This is a genomic window from Nonlabens arenilitoris (assembly GCF_002954765.1).
Taxonomy (GTDB): domain Bacteria; phylum Bacteroidota; class Bacteroidia; order Flavobacteriales; family Flavobacteriaceae; genus Nonlabens; species Nonlabens arenilitoris.
Genome location: NZ_MTPW01000001.1, coordinates 2512807 through 2535149, shown reverse-complemented (window position 1 = coordinate 2535149; position 22343 = coordinate 2512807). Strand labels below are relative to the sequence as shown.

Genomic DNA, 22343 nt, shown 5'->3' with positions numbered 1-22343 from the left:
GTTTAAAAAACAGTTTTGAACAGAGACACAAATGTAACTTATCCATAGTTTACATATGTAAACACTTAGTTATTTACAATTGTAAACAAAAAATCTTTACACGATGTTTACAAGTGTAATCAAACTAGTATTGATTCTATATATCATTACTATATAAATAGGGACCGTGAGTAGGACGACACCTTTCGTAATATATAAAATGTTGAAATTCAGTATTTTATTATATGTTATGTAATCTAATAGTTGATGTATTTTATTATATTTATATACTAATATTGTATATCATTATCATTTTGTTTAGTTTTGTAAACACTAAAACACAAAAGTTTTTGTTTACAAATGTAACACATGATTAATTCAGCTGATTTTACTAAGAGAATCCATAAAATCATGGAAAAAAATGATTTAAATGCGTCATCGTTTGCTGAAGCTATCAACGTAGGCCGCAGTTCTATTTCTCATATTTTATCTGGTCGTAACAAACCTAGTTTAGATCTAGTCATGAATATTGTAGACCAGTTTCCTGAGGTCGATTTATACTGGTTATTAAATGGAAAAGGCTCTTACCCTAAAAAGGAAACTACTGAAATCATAGCACCTACGCCAGTGGCTCCTACTTATAAAAAAGAAGAAAAAATAGATACAACAGCCGAAGTTAATTCACCTATTACACCATTACCCGATTTATTTTCAACTCCAAAACCTGAAGTCCAAGAACAAATAGTAAAAACTGAAAAAGGGAAAAATATATCAAAAATAATCATCCTATATTCAGATGGAAGTTTTAAGGATTACTTCCCAGAATAGAACGGCTATTGTTTAAATTTGTTTAAAAATAAGTCATGCGTATAATAGGAATTCTGGTGCTAGTTTTAATTACTAGTTCATGCTATCAAGTAGAAAGAAACTGTTCAAATTTTAAAACAGGTACCTTTATATGGGAGCAAGAAAGTGGAGGGAAATTGTTAAAAACAACTTTTACTAGAACTGAAGAATATCAAATAGAAACCTATGAAGGTGTTGTAGATAGTTCTCGAGTTGAATGGATCAATGATTGCGAGTGGAGAATTATTCCTATCAATCCAAAAACAAATGCAGATAGTAGAGCTTATCTTTTTAGAATATTAAATACAACTGAAGATTCTTATAGCTTTGAATTTAAACAATCAGGTCGAGAGCAAACTTATCAAGGTACAGCCATAAAACAATAAATTATAAATTACGTTTGAAATTTTCTCAAGTGCAGATGCTTGGATTGCATTAGTCACTCTTATATTTTTAGAAATTGTTTTAGGAATAGATAATATCTTATTTATATCACTAGCAGCAGATAAATTACCTGCTGATCAAAGAAAGAAAGCTACTAACATAGGTCTTGCACTAGCCATGATATTACGTATCGCACTACTCTTCGGTATTAGTGTCTTGATATCTTTACAGGCTCCATGGTTTATTTTTAATTGGGGTTGGGCACATGGATCTATATCTGGACAATCTTTAATTCTTATCGCCGGTGGAATTTTTCTATTGTATAAATCGACTCAAGAGATTTATGAAAAGGTAGAAGATATAGGTCATGATCAACGTGAGGTGAAACGTAAGCGTACATCGGCATTATCTAAAGTGATAATGGAAATCACCATGATTAATATAGTGTTCTCTTTTGATAGTATATTAACGGCTATAGGAATGACTAATGGATTAAGTGATGATCCAGATGGTGCTTTATTATTAATGATTATCGCGATAGTAATCTCTGTAATCATTATGCTATTATTTGTGCATCCAGTAGGAAAATTTGTCAATAAGCATCCATCTGTACAAGTATTAGGTCTTGCATTTTTATTATTAATAGGATTTATGCTCATTGCAGAAGGTGCGCACATGGCAGACCTAGTCATCTTTAATCAAAGTACCGGTACAATCCCTAAAGGATATTTATACTTTGCCATTTTCTTTTCTATGTTTATAGAATTCTTAAACTTTAAACTGCGTAGTAAAAAATTAAAACTAAGAAGACAACAGATCTATTAGAAGAAGATGAAAAGATTAATTAGACATAGACTACTCTTATTTTAAAATAGAATAACGCCTTAAAATTTAATTTAAGGCGTTATTCTATTTTAACGGCTTATGATTAGCGTCCACCATTAAGTCTTCCTCCTTGACCAGATCCTCTTGCCGGTCTCTCTGGCACAGGAGCGTTTTTAAGCTCTTCTAATGATAGAAATCCATCACTATCAGTATCTAACTTATCAAAGTCATTTTTAAGTGGTCCTTGAACCTCATCTTTAGACAATTTTCCGTCTTCATTAGTATCCATTTGTTGGATAATAGTCGCTGGGTCAGGTCTTTCACCATTCCTAGAGGTTGCTTTATCTACCGTACTTGTAGAGCACAACTAACTAATGTCATGATCCCTATTGATATAGCTATTGATTTAAGTGCATTCATATAATTTGTTTTTTATTAAACTTAAGTATCGTTCAATAGTTAAGTAAACACATAAAAAAAAGCCCATCGTTGTTGATGAGCTTTTTTAAATAACGCTTTCGCGAAAGCGTATTATCAATTATTACTTGATTCTATAGTCTATTCAATTTTGCTTCAATCGCATCAAGACGTTTTAAAGATTGTTCTAGTTTTTGAATCCTTAATTCTTGTGCCTTTAATTTTGAATGAAGTTCAGTGATATAAAGAAATTGTTCTTCTAGTTTTTCTAAGTTTTTAAGCGCCGTTTCAGTAACATTTACCGTCATGCCTTGGGCCTGTATATCTTCAATAGATTTCACACCTATTAAATGACCATTGGTTTTAACGAATGCCTCTGCCTCTTCTAAAGTAGGGAATTGATAAGTTTTACTTAAATCTGATCTTCCCTCATAATACACATCAAATACATAATCTGCATAACCAGTAGGACCAGTGGATGAGACAAAGTTATTTGCAGTAACTGCACCGGTAGTTCTAAAGTTTGCTGGTCCTGCATCTATTTCAGAAATATTACCTAATATCAGTTGATTATCTTTAGTAGTAGTTGCTCCATCACCTAATGCAATAGATCTGTTATGTTTTACTACAGCTCCAGTACCTATTGCAACTGAGTTAGAAGCCGTACTATTGCTAGCTCTAGATTGAGATCCTATGGCAATATTGCGAGTACCTACGACTGATGCAGAGTTCCCTATGGTAATTGCGTCTTCACCACTTGAGGTTGACTTTTTACCTATAGCTATTGCCGTACTTTGTGATGCTTTTGCTTCAAAACCAAGTGCTAATGACTCTGTTCCAGATGCATTTGCTTTATTACCTAAACTAGATGAATTATTAGCGCTTGCTTTTGCCTCTGCTCCTATTGCTGTACTTAACGCACCGCTTGCGCCAGAATTAAATCCTAAAGATGTTGCACTATCTTGTGAGCCTAGGGCATCCTGACCTATTGCGATAGATCGAGCACCATTTGCATTTGCATCTGTACCTATAGCAAGTGCGTTTTCACCTAAGGCATCTGTATCTTCTCCTATCGCTATAGAATTTTGTTTTGAAGCCCGTGCCATAGTACCTATAGCTACTGCAGATATATTTTCTCCAGATGACGAGTTACCTATTGCAATACTGTTAGTAGCAGTAGTACTTGATCTATGACCTAATGATATGGATTGATTACCATTTGCATCTGACTCATTTCCTATTGAAACAGCATTAAGATTATTGGATTTTGCATCATCACCTATAACGGTTGAACTTTCTCCTAAAGCTTGTGCGTCACTACCTATAGCTATAGCAGTAAGTATCGCATCTGTATTTGCTCCTACAGCAATGGCGTTAGATCCAGCTGTATCTGCATTTCTACCTACATTTACAGAGTTTTGTCCTGTCGCATTTGTATTAGATCCGATTACAACAGAGTTTGCGGCTGTGTTGATGGCTGTATCACCTATCGTAACACTATTACCACCAGTATTATTAACGCTACTTCCTATGGCTACAGAATTACTTGAAGTATTAGTGGCATTATTACCTATTGCTATAACATCAGATCCTGTTGCTTTTGAAATGGTACCTAATGCTAGTGCATTCGTACCTGTAGATGTAGCAAGATAACCTAATGATGCTGCATTATCACCTGTAGCATCAGAGTTGAATCCGACCGCAATAGCACGAGTAGATGCTGTAGTAGCATTTGTTCCTATAGATATAGCATATTGTTGTTGTGCAGCTGTTGATGAACCAATTGCTATTGAACTAGAGTTTGCAGCACTAGCGTTATGACCTATAGCGATGGTGTTAATACCATTAACGGTAGCATCACTTCCCATAGCAATGGCATCATTATTACTAGCACTAGCAGATTCTCCTATGGCGATAGAGTTAGAACCATTTGAAGTACTCAGGCTACCTATAACTATAGCATTTTGAGCCGTAACAGAACTAGACTGTCCTAATGCAATGGAATTTTGTCCAGCAGCCGTAGATCTATATCCTATAGCAGTGGCTGTATTATTACCTATCTGGGATTGATTACCTAAAGCAACAGAATTAGATAAATTCCCAGCAGTTACATCTGCATTTGCACCAATTATCGTATTACCGCCGCCATTGCTTACTGATAGACCAGCCTGATATCCAACGGCTACATGATTTGAACTGCGTGCATTTGCAAGAGATCCAACTCCTATAGCAGTATTATCAGCACTATTAGTTGCATAACGCATAGCGTCATTACCTATAGCTGTATTATTTGAGGACGATACTGAGTTTTGGAGTGCCTCATCACCTATCGCTGTATTAAAATTACCGTCTACATTTTTAGATAAACTCAAGGTACCTACCGCCATATTATCACGACCTATAGTATTGAGCGTTCCAGATTGATATCCTATAAAAACATTTTGTTCGCCTTTCCTTCCACTACCATCAGTAGGCACATAACTATCACCAGCATCCTCACCTATGAAAATGGATCTTGCATCAGCAAATACTTCTAATTGACCAGATTCAGTCATTCTAAATCTTTGAATATCATTAACTTTAAATACTACATCTTGTGCTGTGGTGGTTCCCATAAAATGCTGGGTATCGTCAATGTTATCATTACCTTCTATATTCCAACCTGATCCACCTGCTGTAAAAGATATCCAATTTGTTGATGCATTATCCCAGTAATAAAAACCAGGTTCATAATTTTCTAATCCTGTACCAGTAATGTTACGACTTACTGCCGTAGTAAGATATACAAGTAAAGATTGCTGGTTTATGTCTGGATTAGTAGCCGCAAAATCATCCACTCGTGGAATAAGTATTCCTGTACTAGGTAATACTGGTGTATCTGTACTTATATCTAATGTTGCAAATGGATTATCAGTATTAATTCCGACTTGAGCCGTAAGAACGGTAGATAGACTAAAAAAAAGTAGGGTAATATAAATTCTCATAACACTATTAATAGGGATTGCAAATGTATTATCTACCTATTCTTTTTTTAATAGCGCCAAATTAAAAATGTAACAAAAGGACAAAAAACTTAAATACAGGATAAAATACACGATTTAAGACGTTCCAATTAACCGTTAACCGATGTTAAGACTTTTTAGATAGTAATTCATTTTGCTCTTTCATCAATTCTTTAAGGTCAGAAAGCAATTCTATATCCTTTGGTGTTACCACTGTTTTATCTTTTGAATCATGGGACCTATTACGTAGTTTATTCATTCCTTTAACAACTAAAAAGACGGTAAATCCTATGACTAAAAAGTCTAGACTTACTTGAAAAAACTCTCCATACCCTATTTCGATTGCTTTGGCAGCGTCACCCGTTAAATCTGGATTTGCATCTCTTAAAACCCATTTTTTATCTTCATAATTGATACCGTCAGTTAGATATGACAGTGGTGGCAATAATACTTTTTTCACTAAGGTCTGTACTACATTATTAAATGCGGTACCTATGATGATACCTATTGCCATATCAATCATATTACCTTTTACAGCAAATTCCTTAAATTCAGTTAGTATTCCCATAGTTATTGAATTGTGATATAAAAATAAAAATCCTGCTTTCGCAAAAGCAGGATTATATAAATATTTAACTTTTTAAAATAGACTTGCCTGGCCACTGTCATCTATATCTGGATCAGGTGCATTATCATCTTTAATTTCAGGATTAGATGATGTAGCTGTTGTATTATTTTTTGAAGTATCTGTAGTAGACACAACAGTTTCATCATTAACCTCTACCTCATTTGCTGGCTTAGTTTGTGGCTCTTCAAAAGGTAAAGGATCGAGCCAATTGATTTGCTTTACTTTACTTTTTGTAAGTTGATTGCCTTGTGCACCTATTCCTTTAACCGCAATAAATTCATCAACATCTACAGGTTCATTAGGTGGTTGTTCTTTACCTCTAGGTTTATTAAAAACTAATTCTGCCACTGGCTTATAATCTGTAGAAACAACTTCAAGATAAGATCCTTCTACTTCTGGCAGGAATGATTCTTCTTTTTCTTCATTTTCAACCAGAAATCTCTTCACATAAAACAGCTGCTTTTCGCCATGAAAATAAATAGCACTAATAGGTTTTTTAGGTGACCATTTTTCTAAAACAATCATGTCATCATCAAAACGAGCCGTCACTTCTGGAATTATAGTTTTTACTATTCCTTTTTGATTGATAATCAACAATCGATCTTCTCCTCTAAATTCTCCCAGTAATTCTCCTCTTCCATCAACATTAAGTCGTTGAACAGTATCATCAAACCATATTTTACGAGGTTTTAAAGTACTAACACCTTCTTCTTTAAGCTCTACTTTTTTAATGTTATACTTAGTAACTTGATTACCCTTTGAGGCTCTACCTTTAATAAGAATATCAGAAAAATCAAGATCCCATTTAATCTTCTTAATACTTCCCTGCTGTCTTAAATTAATACTTACAACCTCTGCCTCTCCATTAGGATTTGCACTAAAGTAATGGACTTGTGAACCTTTATCTGCTTTACCCATCGGGTAAGCTTTATCTCTGGTTACACTAGTGACTGCAAATCTTTTTACATAGCTAGGTCCTGATTTACCATCACGATAAATGACATTATAAATAGTGCGTTTGTCTTTCTTTTTAAAAACAGCGACATGGATAATATCTTTTCCGATAAAAGTTTTAGCATCTACTTTAGTAACCATCATCTGACCATCTCTTGTAAATACGATGATATCATCAATATCTGCACAATCTGTAACGTACTCATCTTTTTTAAGAGCTGTACCTACAAAACCTTCTTCACGATTTACATATAACTTTGTATTTCTCATTACTACCTTAGTAGCAACAATATCATCAAAGGTTTTAATTTCTGTCTTGCGCTCTCTACCTGCACCGTAATTCTTTTTAAGAGATGTAAAATAATCAATAGCATATTCTACTAGATGAGCTAGGTGATGTTTAAGTTGAGCAATTCGTTCTTCTAATGCATCAATTTTTTGTTGTGCCTTATCGATATCAAATTTTGAAATTCGTTTAATACGTATTTCTGTTAATCTCGTAATATCATCTTCTGTAATTGCTCTTTTTAAATGACCTATATGAGGTTTTAAACCTTTATCTATAGCAGCGATAACTCCTTCCCAGGTTTCCTCTTCCTCTATATCGCGATAAATTCTGTTCTCAATAAAAATACGTTCTAATGATGCAAAGTGCCATTGCTCTTCTACCTCACCAAGTTGTATTTCTAACTCTTGCTTTAATAAATCTACAGTATGATCTGCACTGCGACGTAACATCTCTGTTACACCTACAAATAGTGGTTTATTATCTTCAATAACACAGCCTAGTGGAGATATACTAGATTCACAATTTGTAAACGCAAATAAAGCGTCCATGGTTTTATCTGGAGAAATACCGGCATGAAGATGAATCATAATTTCAACATCTGCGGCGGTGTTATCCTCAATTTTTTTGATTTTGATTTTACCTTTATCATTAGCTTTCAAAATCGAGTCAATCAAGGAGCTGGTATTTGTTGAATACGGTATTTCAGTGATGACAATAGTATTTTTATCTGGTGCATGCATTTTTGCACGCACACGCACTTTACCACCTCGTAAACCGTCGTTGTAGTTTGATATATCGATTTCTCCACCAGTTGGAAAATCTGGATATATGGTAAATCGTTTACCTTGTAAATGCTTTATAGATGCATCTATTAACTCGATAAAATTGTGTGGTAAGACTTTAGTACTTAGTCCCACAGCAATACCTTCTGCTCCTTGTGCGAGCAATAGTGGAAACTTTACCGGTAGGTTAACTGGTTCTTTACGGCGGCCATCATAACTAGCTTGCCACTCGGTAATTTTAGGATTAAAAAGAATTTCTAATGCAAACTTAGACAGTCTAGCCTCTATATAACGAGATGCAGCCGCTGGATCACCGGTAAAGATATTTCCCCAGTTTCCTTGCATGTCGATGAGCATGTCTTTTTGCCCTATTTGCACCATAGCATCGCTTATACTCGCATCTCCATGTGGATGATACTGCATGGCATGACCTACAATATTTGCTACCTTATTATAACGTCCATCATCTAGATCTTTCATAGACTGCATGATACGTCTTTGAACTGGTTTAAAACCGTCTTCAATAGCTGGTACCGCACGCTCTAGAATAACATAGCTAGCATAATCCAGGAACCACTCTTTGTACATTCCCGTAATACGAGTTATACTTTCTGTAGGTTCTAGTATTCCACCATCATTTATAGACTCTAATTCTTCGTTTTCTTCACTCATTATTTAGTTAACTGTTATCGGTTAACGGTTATTTATTTAAAACATCTTGATTCTTAGCAGTTATAGCCTTTATCATTAATAGAATAGCCGCTAAAATCCATAAGATAGTTCCTAAAATTAATAAGGTGCTACCATTTATTTTTATTCCTAAAACAGGAAATTCCCAATGTAAAATCTTAAGTAAAGCGCCTACAGTGTTAGCAATGATTCCAAACGCTGCTGTAATTGCTATGTGTTTAAATTTTATTTTCATATTTATCACGCTTTCGCAAAAGCGTACTACACAGTATCTTCTTCAATTATATCTAGTTCTACTTTCAAATTATCGATGATAAATTCTTGACGATCAGGTGTATTTTTACCCATGTAGAATCTCAGTAAATCTTCAATACTCATGTTATCATCTAACATTAAAGGATCTAGACGCATGTCCTCACCTATAAAATGCTTGAACTCATCTGGGCTTATTTCACCTAAACCTTTAAATCGAGTAATCTCAGGATTTTTACCTAATTCTGCTAATGCTGCTGCACGTTCTTCTGGCGTGTAGCAATACCTTGTTTCCTTTTTATTACGTACTCTAAAGAGTGGAGTTTGTAAGATATAAATATGTCCTTTTTTTATCAATTCTGGAAAAAACTGTAAAAAGAAGGTGATAAGCAATAATCTAATGTGCATACCGTCCACATCTGCATCAGTTGCGATAACTATCTTATTATATCGCAAATCTTCCATACTGTCTTCAATATTGAGAGCTGCTTGCAACAAATTAAATTCCTCATTCTCATACACGATCTTTTTAGACATGTTATAAGAATTCAACGGTTTACCACGTAGCGAAAAAACCGCTTGTGTATTAACGTTACGAGATTTTGTAATAGATCCACTAGCCGAATCACCTTCGGTAATAAATAAGGTGCTTTCTAGATTATTTTCTTTTTTACTGTCAGTTAAATGAACACGGCAATCTCGTAACTTTTTATTGTGTAGACTAGCTTTTTTAGCACGATCACGTGCCAATTTTCTAATTCCTGAAAGATCTTTACGCTCTCGCTCTGCTTGTATAATCTTGCGTTGCATCGCCTCAGCGACGTCAGGATGTTTATGTAAATAATTATCTAGTTTAGTCTTTAAAAAATCGTTTATAAAGGTACGTACAGTTGGTAAGTCACCACCCATATCTGTAGATCCTAGTTTTGTCTTAGTTTGTGATTCAAAGACTGGCTCCATTACCTTAATGGCTATAGCACTTACTATAGACTTGCGTATATCGCTAGCTTCATAGTTTTTACCATAAAATTCTCTTACCGTTCTTACAAGTGCTTCTCTAAAAGCTGCTAGATGTGTTCCTCCTTGGGTAGTGTTCTGGCCATTTACAAATGAGTGATACTCTTCACTATACTGCGTTCTACTATGAGTGATCGCTACCTCGATGTCTTCACTTCTCAAGTGAATTATAGGGTATAATCGATCTGTATCTACAATATTTTCACTCAATAAATCTTTTAAGCCATTTTCAGAGAAGAATTTCTCGCCATTAAACATAATGGTTAATCCAGGATTGAGGTACACATAGTTTTTCAACATACGTGCTATATATTCTGGACGGAATTTAAAATTTTTAAAAATCTCACCATCTGGCACAAAGGTCATTTTAGTTCCTTTGCGACGCGATGTCTCCTCAAGCATCTCCTGATCATTCAGTTCACCACGAGAAAACTCGGCACTGGCACTTTTCCCATCCCTAGTAGATTCTACACGGAAATAACTGGACAACGCATTTACAGCCTTAGTACCTACTCCATTCAAACCTACTGATTTTTTAAAGGCACGACTATCATACTTTCCACCAGTATTCATTTTAGACACTACATCTACTACTTTACCTAGCGGTATACCACGACCATAATCACGTACAGTTACACGTTCACCTTGTACAGAGACTTCAATGGTTTTACCAGATCCCATTACAAACTCATCAATTGAGTTATCGATAACCTCTTTAACTAAAATATAAATACCATCATCTGCACTGGATCCATCGCCCAGCTTACCGATATACATTCCAGGACGCATTCTAATGTGTTCTTTCCAGTCCAGTGAGCGGATGTTATCCTCTGTATATTGCGTGTTTTCAGCCATAAATTAATTCTGCAGTCTTTCCCGAAATATAAGTATATCTGTTTGAATTTCGCTTTCGCGAAAGCGAAATTAATTAACATCATTTCTAACTCAATTGTGGATAAATATCAACAACTATCTAGACGTTATAAAAGTCTAAAAAGCAGTAGCTTTAAGCTTTATTAAAAAATCATGAAAAAGTTATTATTACTATTTACAATATTCAGTCTATTATCCTGCAACACAGGACCTAAACAAGGTGATCCTGTGGACAATGAAGGTATCACTACGTTTTATTTTATTAGACATGCAGAAAAACGCACCGACCAAGGAAGCGATCCAGAGCTGACAGAAGAAGGAAAAAAACGAGCCGATGCTTGGGTGAATTATTTTTTCTTGAAGAATGTAGATCACATTATAAGTTCTGACTATAAGCGTACCAAAGCAACCGCTGCACCACTTGCCGCGGCGCATGACATGGAGATAGAATTGTATGATGTTAGAACGACTAAAGCGTTAGATTTACTTGAAAAATATCGAGGTAAAACGGTCGCACTTTTTGGCCATAGTAATACCATTAATGAGTACACTAACCAACTACAAAATGATAGCATTTATAACGCACTAGATGATAATGATTACGACTCTTATTTTTATGTGCGCGTTAGTGGATCTGGTAAGTCCAGTGGCGTTAAGGAATCTATGGATTTTATGGAAAATTAACTATGAGCACACAACCTAACAACCCATTGCACGGTATTAAACTGGCTCAAATCGTTGAAGATCTCGTAGAGAAATTTGGCTGGGATGAACTGGGCGATCGTATAAGAATCAACTCGTTCAATACTAATCCTACTATAAAGTCAAGTTTAAAATTCTTAAGACGTACCCAATGGGCTCGTGATAAAGTAGAAGCACTTTGGGTAGAAACGTGTTATACCAAAGTGGATGATTAAAACAGTTTTTTAAAAGTATCAATTTCTATAATGAAGTCTAACACAAGTTAGAGAATTGATAGAATGATCTTTATAAAAAAACCGAATCTTTTTAAAAGAAGATTCGGTTTTTAATGAATTCTAATTCGACAAAAGATCGATATATAGCTTTTATACATTAAACAAGAAGTGCATCACATCACCATCTTGTACAATATATTCTTTACCTTCAATTTTAAGCTTACCTGCTTCTTTTACTTTTGCTTCAGATCCATATTCCACAAAGGTGTCATACTTGATAACCTCTGCACGTATAAATCCTTTTTCAAAGTCTGTGTGGATGACACCAGCAGCCTGTGGTCCTGTTGCTCCTATTTTTACAGTCCATGCTCTTACTTCTTTTACACCAGCTGTAAAATAAGTTTGCTGGTTTAATAATTTATAAGCACTACGTATCAATTTTGCACTACCAGCTTCCTCGAGACCTATGTCTGCTAGGAACATCTCGCGCTCTTCATAATCTTCTAGTTCTGCGATATCAGCTTCTGTTCCTACTGCTAGTACAAGAACCTCAGCATTTTCATCTTTTACCATTTCACGTACCTGATCAACATATGCATTACCTGTCACTGCAGATGCGTCATCAACATTACATAAATACAATACAGGCTTATCTGTTATAAATTGTAATGGTTTGATGAATTCATTGTGTATAGCTTCATCAAAGTCGATAGTTCTTACAGATTTACCTGCCTCAAGTGCTTCTTTAACTTTCATTAAAGCCTCTTCCTCTTTCTGGGCTTCTTTATTACCTGTACGAGCGGCGCGTTTTACCTTTTCTAGTTTTTTATCAACTGTTTCAAGGTCTTTTAATTGCAACTCAATATCTATAGTTTCTTTATCACTTATAGGATCTATTTTCCCGTCTACGTGAACTATATTATCATTATCAAAGCAACGTAATACGTGAATAATGGCATCTGTTTCACGTATGTTTCCTAAAAACTGATTCCCTAATCCTTCTCCTTTACTAGCTCCTTTAACTAGTCCTGCGATGTCTACTATTTCAACGGTTGCTGGAATGACACGCTCTGGATTCACTAATTCTTCAAGCTTTTTTAATCTAGGATCTGGTACATTTACCACACCTACATTAGGCTCTATGGTACAAAACGGAAAGTTTGCACTTTGCGCTTTGGCGTTAGACAGACAGTTAAAAAGGGTAGATTTTCCCACGTTAGGTAATCCTACTATTCCTGCTTTCATGTGTTGTAATGTTTGTTGTTATTGCGCTTTTGCGAAAGCGAGATAAAACATCATCACTATCTTAAAAGGCGTGCAAATATAAACCGATTCTTGCAATTTGTTATATTTAAAAATGGTCCCTTTTAAATACAAAAAAACCGCCATAGAAACTACAGCGGTTTTTAAACAAATTTACTTTCTCTTACTCTTTACTATTCATATCAATATCTAAATTTGTGGTATCCATCCCTTTTGAAGCCATTATTTTTTTAACAGCTTCTTCATCGATTTCACCTTCCTCGTTTAGATCTACTCCTATATCTTTAAGGATGTTGTTAATACCTGTTTGATCTAGATTTACGTTTTTCATTTCTTCCATCATTTTCATAATAGAACCTAGTTTCATATCATCACCTAACACTCTAGCGACACCTAATCCCATTTCTGGAGAAGAACCATATATAATCATCTCATCAATACTCTCGCTAGAACCATCATATAAAAATCGCATATTCACACCATCAGACTTGTGAGTCATTAAGGTTTTAAAATCATCGCTTTTTAAAATTGCATTAAGTTGCGCATTTTCTTTTTCAAATGCGGCAGTGTTTTGCTTATCAATTGGATAATAAAGTAAATTCACTTTATTGATGGAATTATAAGCCTCTTGTGATTTATCACTCATCTGAGAAACGTCTAATCCTAGTATACTTTTAGGGATGGTTGTTGTGATAAAGCCTTGCTTTTCTTGACTATCCACAAAGTATTGTTGCAAACTAGGATCTGAACTACATGAGGTTAGAAACAAGATAAATGTGATTCCTAATGCTAAGATTCTTATTATAAGATTATTCATAATGGTAAGTTTTAATGGTTTGTAAATAAGGCCAGATACTGGTCAACTATCTGGCTTATCAGATTTAGATAAATGATTAATTTGTAGCGTCTTCTATTTGCTTCTGACCTGGTACATTCATCATTTTAGTAAGTTTTGATATCTGGTTTAAGTCTATGTCTCCTGATATGATCAGAAAAACGGTGTCCTTATCATCATTATCACCAGATCCATTAATCAACATCACTAGATCGCGTACTTTTTTATCATTACTACCTTTGCGCATGTGGAAAGAGAACATCTGTCCATCTTCTTTAACGTGCATCAATTTCACAAGGTTATTATTTGCGATATACTTTTGAGCAAATGAATTTAAAGTCGCGGCACTAGTAGGGTTATCTGTAGCATAAATGCGTAATTCCTTAAGATTATCAATAATTTTTTTAATCTCGTTGAATTCTTTATCATCACTATCGATATCTACTCCTGCTATTAGTGCAAACATCTCATCGGTCACAACTGTCTCTGATGTGTTTTTAAGATTATCTAGTGCATTAAAGTTTTGTGCCATTGCTATACCACTGGTAAGCAAGAAAGCTGTTATGTAAATTAAATTTTTCATGTTTTTTATTTTAAGAGATTCTTGATTTTTATTATTTAGTTTTAAAGACTTTCTCTGTCTTATTATTAATTTCAGTTAAAGGTTTTAAGTTTTTGCGACCATTATTAAATTTAGAAGAGACTAATTGCAGTGCTTCTACAGTAGCATCATAGGCTTCTTTAGGGTCTTCATAGGTTCCTAAATCTGTGTTAGTCTTTGTTGCTCCTATATAATTAGAACCTACAGCTATCAACACAGCAAATCCTGCGGCAATACCCAAACCTTTAAGGACTTTTATTTTTGATTGATCCTTAGGTTTTTCTTCTGGTATCAGTTTTGCAAACGCATCAAAATCTAAGTCCTCTTTCATCTCGCTCTCTTCTTCAAAAGCATTAAAGATGCTGCGGTAGACTTCATGTTCTGGAGCAACGGCTTCACTTTTAAAGTAAGCTATGAGCTTTTGCTCTTCTTCCAGACTGGATTGTCCTTCCCAATATTTATGTAATAGTTCGTTCATGCGATGTCTATTTGATACTGTTCTTCAATTTTTTCTTTGAGCATTTTACGGGCTCGACTTAAAGTTACTCTAACTGCGGTGGCTTTCATATCTAGTATACGTTCTATGGCCTCAAAGTCATATTGCTGTATATCTCGCAGTTGCAGTACCACTTTATACTGCTCTGGTAAGGTATTAATCACATTCTGTACCATTGTGACTTTTGCCTTGCGTTCCATCTCTTCTTGTGCATTGCGATGGTCATCTTCATAATTACTATGCACAATTCTTAAATGCCCAGCCTGTTTGCTTTTTAAGCGGTCTAGAGAGAAGTTTTTTACCATTTGCATGGCATATGCTTCTTTATTTTTCACTTTTTCTAGAGTGTCTCTTTTCTCCCATAACTTAGCCATTACTTCTTGCACAGCGTCTGCTGCCTCTTCATGCGAGGTAAGCAAGCGTTTTGATAAAAAGTACATTTTGTGTTGCACTTCTTTAAAAACAGCTATGAATTTTTGTTGGTTCATTGTGTTGGTTATACTACCATGACGAGCATGTTATTTTATTGTTACAAGATGCTTTATTTTTTTTCAAATATTATCCTTTCATATAGAAACAATGGGGATTATGAGTACGCTTTCGCGAAAGCGAATACATAAAAATCAAACTAAATAAATGAATAATACGTTATGTAAGTGTGATAACTGCTCGTTATCTTTGAGTTCTATAACCGAAAATATCTTGATGAAAAATATTATTCTTTTTACATTTTTTTTACTGTGTAGTATTTCTTTAAAAGCGCAGTATCAAGAAGGCACTATTATCTTTAAAAACAACACTAGTAAAGAAGGTTTCATAAAGACACGAGCAAATGATAGTGTGAAATTTAAAGAAAACGAAGAAGATCAAACCGTAGTCTATGACCATAAGCATATCATAGGTTTTGATATCGATGGGTTAAAATACAGGTATGTAAGGACGAACCGTACTGATCCACCATCACTTTATTTAGAGATTGAAAGTGGAAAAATCATGTTATATGGATTATACATGCAAGGCGGTACTTCTAGTATAGGTTTTGGACCTGGTACTAACTTACCACCTGTTTATGTGGATCAAGAGCCGTACACTATATATTTTATGGTCATAGACGATCGTTTTGTGAGAATAGGAACTAAATTTAAAAAGAGACATCTTAAAATGTTGAAAGACTGTCCAGAGCTCGTTTCTAAACTCGAAGATGGAAAAATGAAAAAGAAAAGAATTCCCGAGGCAATAGAATTCTACAATGATAATTGTGGCGACTAGAGAATTATCTAGAATACAATTACCTTTAAACCTTAAATAAGCGATTATGATGATGAAATCTTATAAAAATTTAATCCTTTTAGGCCTTACTGTTTTATTAACGGTAAGTTGCTTTAAAGATAATGATGATAATTTTGCTTCTTCTACTTCTATAAAAAACTTTGTTTATAGAGGTATGAATGCCTTTTATTTATATAAACCAGATGTTCCAGAACTAGCAGACGATCGTTTTGCGACAGTTCCAGAATTAGAAGAGTTTCACAGTATTTATGAAACACCAGAGGACTTTTTTGAATCATTAGTTTTTGATAGATCGCTCACAGACAGATTTAGCGTTATTGTAAGTGATTATATAGCACTAGAACAGTTGTTTGCTGGGACGACATTAAACAATGGTATGGAGTTCGGCCTGGTAGGTGAAACAGGTAGCGCGTCTAATGTATGGGGTTATGTGCGTTATGTGTTACCCAACTCTAGTGCCAGTGCACAAGGTGTTGCACGTGGAATGATATTTAATCAAATAGATGGAATTCAATTAACACGTGATAACTTTAGTGTATTGCTGGGACAAAATTCTTATACCATAGGACTAGCAGATCTAAATGCTGGTGTTGCTATTAGTAATGGAATGACAATCACTTTAGATAAGACATCCATAACTGAAAATCCAGTTTTCAGAACCGCTATTATTGATCAAGGTTCGCAAAAAATAGGATACTTAATGTATAATAGTTTTACGTCAAATTTTGATGAACAATTAAATGATGCTTTTGGAACTTTACAATCTGCAGGAGTAACTCATCTAGTATTAGATTTAAGATATAATGGTGGTGGATCTGTAAATACTTCCATCATTTTAGGAAGCCTTATAGCAGGACAACCTACGACAGACATTTTTTCCACAGAGGAATGGAATCCTGATGTGCAAGAATTTTTTGAAAACAATCAACCAGATCGATTAACTAATTTCTTTAAAACAACCACTAATGCTGGCACACCTTTAAATACTCTAGGACTTTCTAAAGTTCATGTCATTACTACAGGTAGCAGCGCTAGTGCTAGTGAGTTAGTCATTGCTGCTTTAGAACCTTATGTAGATGTGGTACAAGTAGGTGATGATACCGCAGGTAAATTTCAAGCAAGCATTACCTTATATGACAGTAGCGATTTTGGTAGATCTGGTGCAAATCCTGCTCATAGATATGCATTACAACCATTAGTTTTAAAAAGTATCAACAGTGCTGGATTTACAGATTATTTTAATGGACTGGTTCCGGATATAGCATTACGCGAAGACTTTGAAAATCTAGGAGTTTTAGGAGATGTGAATGAACCTTTACTAGCAGCATGCCTTCAAGATATTATGGCAAATGGTAGGCCTAGTTTTAATAAATCTAGCATCCAATATGACGAGTTAAGCGGTAGTATGGAGCTGAAACCTTTTAGTCAAGAGATGTGGAAGGAAGCAGAATTAAATGAATACTTGTTAACTAAGTAAATTATGAAAAACCTTCTTCTATTATCTATAGTATTATTTTCCTTTTCAATATCTCATGCCCAATTAGGACGATTTATAAATAGTAATCCCTATTGGGAAGGAGAAATAATAATGACAGATGGCACAAAATTAAGTGGCGAAATTCAAGTACCACATAAGGTAGGTATCAATAAAGTCAAAATTAAGAAATGTAAAAGCTGTAAAACAGAAAAATTAACAGCTAACGATATCAAAATACTTACCGTTTATAGCCCTAAAGAAAATAACGAATACTCTTTTCATTATACTAAAGTATATTTAAGTAAAAGACAGAAAAAAGCTAAATATGCTGGTCTTTACATGGTTTATGGTGCTAACAACTATGCAACAATTTATAAAGCTTCTCAAACTTATAAAGTAAAGAAAAAAGGTGAACACATTATTTTATCTTACGTCGCTGCACCTGGAGATTTCCCGTCTGTAGATCATTACATCAAAAAAAGAGATTCTGATAAAACAGAATTACTTGCCTCTACTAATCTAGTGAATGGTAGAAGAAATATGATGAGACTGCTTGAGGATGCTCCTGTTATATGGAAGAGAATAGAATCTAACGAGTTAGGTATTAATCATGCTGACCTCATTTCTAGAGAGTATCTTAAAGAAACATATGATTACTAATTAACAACAATTATTCCACTACCAATTCTTTAAATCATAAATAACCTCTTAAAATTTGATTTGGCGCCATTAGAATTTCTTTTCGTAGCTATTGGAATTATAAGTATTATTTTACTGTACTGTTCAATTCATTTTTTTATTAAAGCTCGTAATTGTAAAACAATTGTAGAATTTCCCGTTGATTCAAATACGCATAACCTAGAATTTAAAACTTCAGGCTTATTTTCTCTTTGCTTTATAGGTACTAAAAATATTTCTAGTGATGGGAGTTTTAAGGCTATGATTTATAGTAGTGATTTTGCAAGCATCACCCTAAAGCCAACTTTTCCAAATTGGACTTTTAAAGAAAAAGGTGTCTACGGAGTAGAATATTTTAAATTTAATATCAAAAAAACGGGCTGTTATACTTTAGACCTTAAGAATCATGAAGGGCTAAAGACAAGTCAATTTGTACTTCCTTTAAATGCATTATTAGATCATCAGACAGATAATAGTTACTTAAAAGTACGTATTAAACAAGCCGTTCCATCTTGGCAACGATTATTTTCCGTATTGGCACTTGTTTTAGGAATCAACGGTTTAACTTGGGGAATTATGATTGGTGTATTTAATATTTTTAGTGCTGAGTAAAAGTTTTATCTGACTTCTTTTCTCAATATTCAAAATGCTTTGTTAACACGCTTTCGCGAAAGCGGTTTCATGACTTATCTTTAGAGTTCTATAATTTTTACCATGAAAAGAACTCTAATACTATGCGTTTGCTTGATTTCTAGCCTCGCATTTTCTCAAAAACTTGATTTAGAATTAGTTAAAAATCTAGAACCTCGCAACATTGGTCCCGGCGGTATGTCTGGTCGTGTGACGTCTATAGATGTGGTACACGATAATCCAGATATTATTTATGCTGGTACGGCTAGTGGTGGATTGTGGAGCTCACAAAACGGTGGCGTGACCTGGGAACCTATTTTTGAAGATGAAGTTACTGCGTCTATAGGTGCCGTGGCAATTCAACAATCTAATCCTAGTGTAATATGGGTAGGAACTGGTGAGGGAAATCCACGTAACTCTTTGAACGGTGGATACGGTATATACAAGTCACTCGATGGTGGGAAATCATGGAAATCTATGGGACTTGAAAAAACCCGTAACATTCATAGAGTTATTATTGATCCTACTAATCCAGATGTCGTTTATGCCGCAGCCATAGGTTCTCCATGGGGAATTCATCCAGAACGTGGTGTTTTTAAAACCACAGATGGTGGAAAAACATGGAAAAAAATTCTTTACACAAACGACAAGTCCGGTGCAGCAGATCTTGTTATGGACCCTACTAATCCTAATAAACTCATCGCTGCCATGTGGGAACATAAACGCGATCCATGGTTTTTTAAATCTGGTGGTGAAGGATCGGGATTGTATATGACACATGATGGTGGAGAAAACTGGAAAAAAATTACCGCTGAAGATGGATTACCCAAAGGCGAGCTAGGCCGTATAGGTGTTGCCATTGCTCCTAGCGAGCCTAATGTTGTTTATGCACTAGTAGAGGCAAAGAAAAATGCATTGTACAAATCTACAGATGGTGGTTTTAAGTGGAAAAAGATCAATGATAAAAGTGATATAGGTAATAGACCTTTCTATTATTCTGAAATATATGTGGATTCACAAAACGAGAATCGTGTGTACTCTGTTTTCACATACATAAATGTCTCAAACGATGGTGGTAAAAGCTTTAAACAACTGATGCCTGCTTATAATGCAGATAATGGTGTACATCCCGATCACCATGCCTGGTACATCCATCCTACTAACGGTAAATTTATGATCGATGGAAATGATGGAGGTTTAAACATCACACGTGATCGTGGAAAGACATGGCGATTTATAGGGAATCTACCTGTGGCACAATTCTATCATATTAATGTAGATGATGAAGTACCATATAATGTTTATGGTGGTATGCAAGATAATGGTAGCTGGCGTGGACCAGCATACTCATGGCGTGCGCAAGGTATCAGAAATAGTTACTGGCAAGAAATCAGCTTTGGTGACGGTTTTGACGTTGTACCAGATCCAGATAATAGTAGATTCGGTTATTCTATGAGTCAGCAAGGATATGTAAGCCGTTATGACTGGCAAACCGGTAATAACTATAGTGTTAGACCTACACATCCAGATCCAGATGTACAATTACGTTTTAACTGGAATGCTGCCATCAACATGGATCCGTTTGATAGCGCTACCTTATACTTCGGTAGTCAGTTTGTTCATAAATCTACAGATAAAGGACTGACGTGGAAAGTGATTTCTCCAGACTTAACAACTAATGATCCTGAGAAGCAAAAACAATCAGAATCTGGTGGATTAACCATGGATGCTACTGGAGCAGAGAATCATACAACTATACTAGTCATAGAACCTAGTGCTGTAGAACGTGATGTTCTGTACACAGGATCAGACGATGGCCGAGTACACATCACAAAAAATGGTGGTGATAGTTGGGAAGATATTTCAAAAGGGTTAAAAGGTCTACCACAAGGCAGCTGGATTACCCAAATAAAAGCCTCAAAAACTAAAAAAGGTCATGCACTACTAGTTGCAAACGATTATCGTAGATTCAACTTTGAGGCCTATGCATATCGTACCACTAACTATGGTAAAAGTTGGACTAGAATTGTAGATAGTGATGATGTAGAAAGCTACGCCTTATGTATCATTGAACATCCAGAAGAGAACAATTTGATGTTTTTAGGTACTGATGATGGTCTATACGTAAGTATTAACGCTGGCGATGATTGGGTAAAATACACTAATGGTTTCCCTACCGTTTCTGTTAAGGACCTTGCTATTCAAGAGCGCGAGAATGATCTGGTGATAGGAACATTTGGTCGTGCGGCTTGGGTTTTAGACGACCTTGCTCCTTTTGTTGCTTTCGCGAAAGCGCAACCTCAACAACCTATTGCTCTATACCAGCCACCTACTGCATACTTTGCTAGATATCAACAACCTACTGGAAGTAGATTTGGCGCAGACGCGATGTTCCATGGAGAAAACCGCGGTAGTGGAGCAAAATTTAAATACTATTTTAATAAAGACTTAAAAACAAAAAACGACACCATAAAATCCGACTCTATCTATTTAAAAATCTATGATGATGAAAGATTAATACGCACCCTATCTAGTAAAGTTCCTAAAGAAAAAGGTATACATACCTGGAGCTGGAGAATGAGAGAAAAAGGTGCTGATCGACCATCAAGAAAAGTTAATACTTCAAAAAGGGAACCTAGTGGTGTCCGTGTATTACCAGGCACGTATAGAGCCGTATTAGAATATGGAAATACTAAAAGTGAAACCAGTATTACTATTAAAGAAGATCCTAGGATTGATGAACTGAGCATGGCAGACATGAAGTCTAAATATGATGCACAAAAAAGATTAGAAGCTCTATCGATTACCGTATCTGGAATCACTGAGCAACTGGCCGTAAATAAAAAGAAAGCCCAAACCTTCCTTAAGTTGATGAAGGATAAGGATAAAAAAGCATACAAAGATCAAATCAAAAGAACCGATTCTATTATAAAAGGTATTGAACTTGAGCAGAATAAGTATTTTGGTACACCTGATAAACGTCAGGGAATTACTCGTAATCCTGAAGTCACTGTAATGAATCGTATAGGATTAGCAAATCAATACATAAGCAGCCGTCAAGGTCCACAAACTGCTACAGAAACACAATTATTTAATCAAGCTAGAGAATTAGCAAATGAAAGAATTATTGAGTCACAAAAATGGCTGACTGAAAACTGGGATCCTTTTGTGATAGAAATGAAGGATATTACAATTGATTTATGGGATTAAATAAAACG

Annotated in this window: 21 protein-coding genes; 10 read left to right on the top strand and 11 right to left on the bottom strand. The window is 35.0% G+C overall.

Annotation, left to right across the window (positions count from 1 at the left end; translation table 11 throughout):
• Window positions 1-348: 348 nt before the first annotated feature.
• Genes BST92_RS11275 through BST92_RS11265 form a run of 3 tightly spaced genes read left to right on the top strand, consistent with a single transcriptional unit; the run spans window position 349 to window position 2034 of the window.
• Window positions 349-807 carry a helix-turn-helix domain-containing protein gene (locus tag BST92_RS11275; protein WP_105071544.1) on the top strand — a complete coding sequence of 153 codons (459 nt, stop codon included), beginning with the start codon at window positions 349-351 and terminating at the stop codon, window positions 805-807.
• Between the two features lie 35 nt (window positions 808-842).
• The gene (locus BST92_RS11270; RefSeq protein ID WP_105071543.1) at window positions 843-1211 is read left to right on the top strand and encodes a DNA topoisomerase IV; all 369 of its coding nucleotides are present in this window, start codon (window positions 843-845) and stop codon (window positions 1209-1211) included.
• 7 nt (window positions 1212-1218) lie between these two features.
• Window positions 1219-2034, top strand: coding sequence for a TerC family protein (locus BST92_RS11265; RefSeq protein WP_105071542.1), 816 nt, complete (start codon window positions 1219-1221; stop codon window positions 2032-2034).
• A gap of 103 nt (window positions 2035-2137) precedes the next feature.
• Here the strand turns inward: BST92_RS11265 and BST92_RS11260 are convergent, their stop codons facing one another.
• The 6 genes from BST92_RS11260 to BST92_RS11235 all read right to left on the bottom strand — a co-directional run bounded on the left by BST92_RS11260 (window position 2138) and on the right by BST92_RS11235 (window position 10920).
• Complete coding sequence (locus tag BST92_RS11260; RefSeq protein ID WP_245910914.1) at window positions 2138-2401, bottom strand: EF-hand domain-containing protein; 264 nt, start codon at window positions 2399-2401, stop codon at window positions 2138-2140.
• A 184-nt stretch (window positions 2402-2585) separates the two neighbouring features.
• Window positions 2586-5435 (bottom strand): hypothetical protein, encoded by a 2850-nt coding sequence (locus tag BST92_RS11255; RefSeq protein WP_105071541.1) that lies wholly within the window; start codon window positions 5433-5435, stop codon window positions 2586-2588.
• Between the two features lie 145 nt (window positions 5436-5580).
• A complete protein-coding gene (mscL, locus tag BST92_RS11250; protein WP_105071540.1) occupies window positions 5581-6021 on the bottom strand; it encodes a large-conductance mechanosensitive channel protein MscL in 441 nt (146 codons plus the stop codon).
• A gap of 72 nt (window positions 6022-6093) precedes the next feature.
• Window positions 6094-8778, bottom strand: a complete 2685-nt coding sequence (locus BST92_RS11245; RefSeq protein WP_105071539.1) for a DNA gyrase/topoisomerase IV subunit A — start codon at window positions 8776-8778, stop codon at window positions 6094-6096.
• Between the two features lie 28 nt (window positions 8779-8806).
• Window positions 8807-9031 carry a hypothetical protein gene (locus BST92_RS11240; RefSeq protein WP_105071538.1) on the bottom strand — a complete coding sequence of 75 codons (225 nt, stop codon included), beginning with the start codon at window positions 9029-9031 and terminating at the stop codon, window positions 8807-8809.
• A 26-nt stretch (window positions 9032-9057) separates the two neighbouring features.
• Complete coding sequence (locus BST92_RS11235; protein ID WP_105071537.1) at window positions 9058-10920, bottom strand: DNA topoisomerase IV subunit B; 1863 nt, start codon at window positions 10918-10920, stop codon at window positions 9058-9060.
• A 171-nt stretch (window positions 10921-11091) separates the two neighbouring features.
• On the opposite strand from BST92_RS11235, the gene BST92_RS11230 reads away from it, so the two are divergent.
• Together BST92_RS11230 and BST92_RS11225 are read left to right on the top strand one after the other, a co-directional pair.
• Entirely contained in the window at window positions 11092-11622 is a 531-nt protein-coding gene (locus BST92_RS11230; RefSeq protein WP_105071536.1) for a SixA phosphatase family protein, read from the top strand.
• A gap of 2 nt (window positions 11623-11624) precedes the next feature.
• The gene (locus BST92_RS11225; protein WP_105071535.1) at window positions 11625-11855 is read left to right on the top strand and encodes a VF530 family protein; all 231 of its coding nucleotides are present in this window, start codon (window positions 11625-11627) and stop codon (window positions 11853-11855) included.
• 150 nt (window positions 11856-12005) lie between these two features.
• Here BST92_RS11225 and ychF read toward each other — a convergent pair whose 3' ends face one another.
• The 5 genes from ychF to BST92_RS11200 form a co-directional block, all read right to left on the bottom strand.
• Window positions 12006-13100: a redox-regulated ATPase YchF gene (ychF, locus tag BST92_RS11220; RefSeq protein WP_105071534.1), complete on the bottom strand. Its 1095-nt coding sequence runs from the start codon at window positions 13098-13100 to the stop codon at window positions 12006-12008.
• Between the two features lie 181 nt (window positions 13101-13281).
• On the bottom strand, window positions 13282-13935 hold the full coding sequence (locus BST92_RS11215) for a DUF4252 domain-containing protein (RefSeq protein ID WP_105071533.1): 654 nt from the start codon (window positions 13933-13935) through the stop codon (window positions 13282-13284).
• 76 nt (window positions 13936-14011) lie between these two features.
• Window positions 14012-14536, bottom strand: a complete 525-nt coding sequence (locus tag BST92_RS11210; RefSeq protein ID WP_105071532.1) for a DUF4252 domain-containing protein — start codon at window positions 14534-14536, stop codon at window positions 14012-14014.
• 31 nt (window positions 14537-14567) lie between these two features.
• Window positions 14568-15032, bottom strand: coding sequence for a hypothetical protein (locus tag BST92_RS11205; protein WP_105071531.1), 465 nt, complete (start codon window positions 15030-15032; stop codon window positions 14568-14570).
• Window positions 15029-15538 (bottom strand): RNA polymerase sigma factor, encoded by a 510-nt coding sequence (locus BST92_RS11200; RefSeq protein WP_105071530.1) that lies wholly within the window; start codon window positions 15536-15538, stop codon window positions 15029-15031. Before BST92_RS11200 ends, BST92_RS11205 begins: the two co-directional genes overlap by 4 nt.
• 217 nt (window positions 15539-15755) lie before the next feature.
• Here BST92_RS11200 and BST92_RS11195 point away from each other — a divergent pair, with 217 nt between their 5' ends.
• The 5 genes from BST92_RS11195 (at window position 15756) to BST92_RS11175 (ending at window position 22335) form a co-directional block, all read left to right on the top strand.
• Complete coding sequence (locus BST92_RS11195) at window positions 15756-16319, top strand: hypothetical protein (RefSeq protein ID WP_105071529.1); 564 nt, start codon at window positions 15756-15758, stop codon at window positions 16317-16319.
• Between the two features lie 46 nt (window positions 16320-16365).
• Complete coding sequence (locus BST92_RS11190) at window positions 16366-17817, top strand: S41 family peptidase (protein WP_245910911.1); 1452 nt, start codon at window positions 16366-16368, stop codon at window positions 17815-17817.
• Window positions 17818-17820: 3 nt separating this feature from the next.
• Window positions 17821-18477 carry a hypothetical protein gene (locus BST92_RS11185; protein WP_146105151.1) on the top strand — a complete coding sequence of 219 codons (657 nt, stop codon included), beginning with the start codon at window positions 17821-17823 and terminating at the stop codon, window positions 18475-18477.
• 60 nt (window positions 18478-18537) lie between these two features.
• A complete protein-coding gene (locus BST92_RS11180; protein WP_105071527.1) occupies window positions 18538-19107 on the top strand; it encodes a hypothetical protein in 570 nt (189 codons plus the stop codon).
• Window positions 19108-19209: 102 nt separating this feature from the next.
• Window positions 19210-22335, top strand: coding sequence for a WD40/YVTN/BNR-like repeat-containing protein (locus tag BST92_RS11175; RefSeq protein WP_105071526.1), 3126 nt, complete (start codon window positions 19210-19212; stop codon window positions 22333-22335).
• The last annotated feature ends 8 nt before the right edge of the window (window positions 22336-22343 follow it).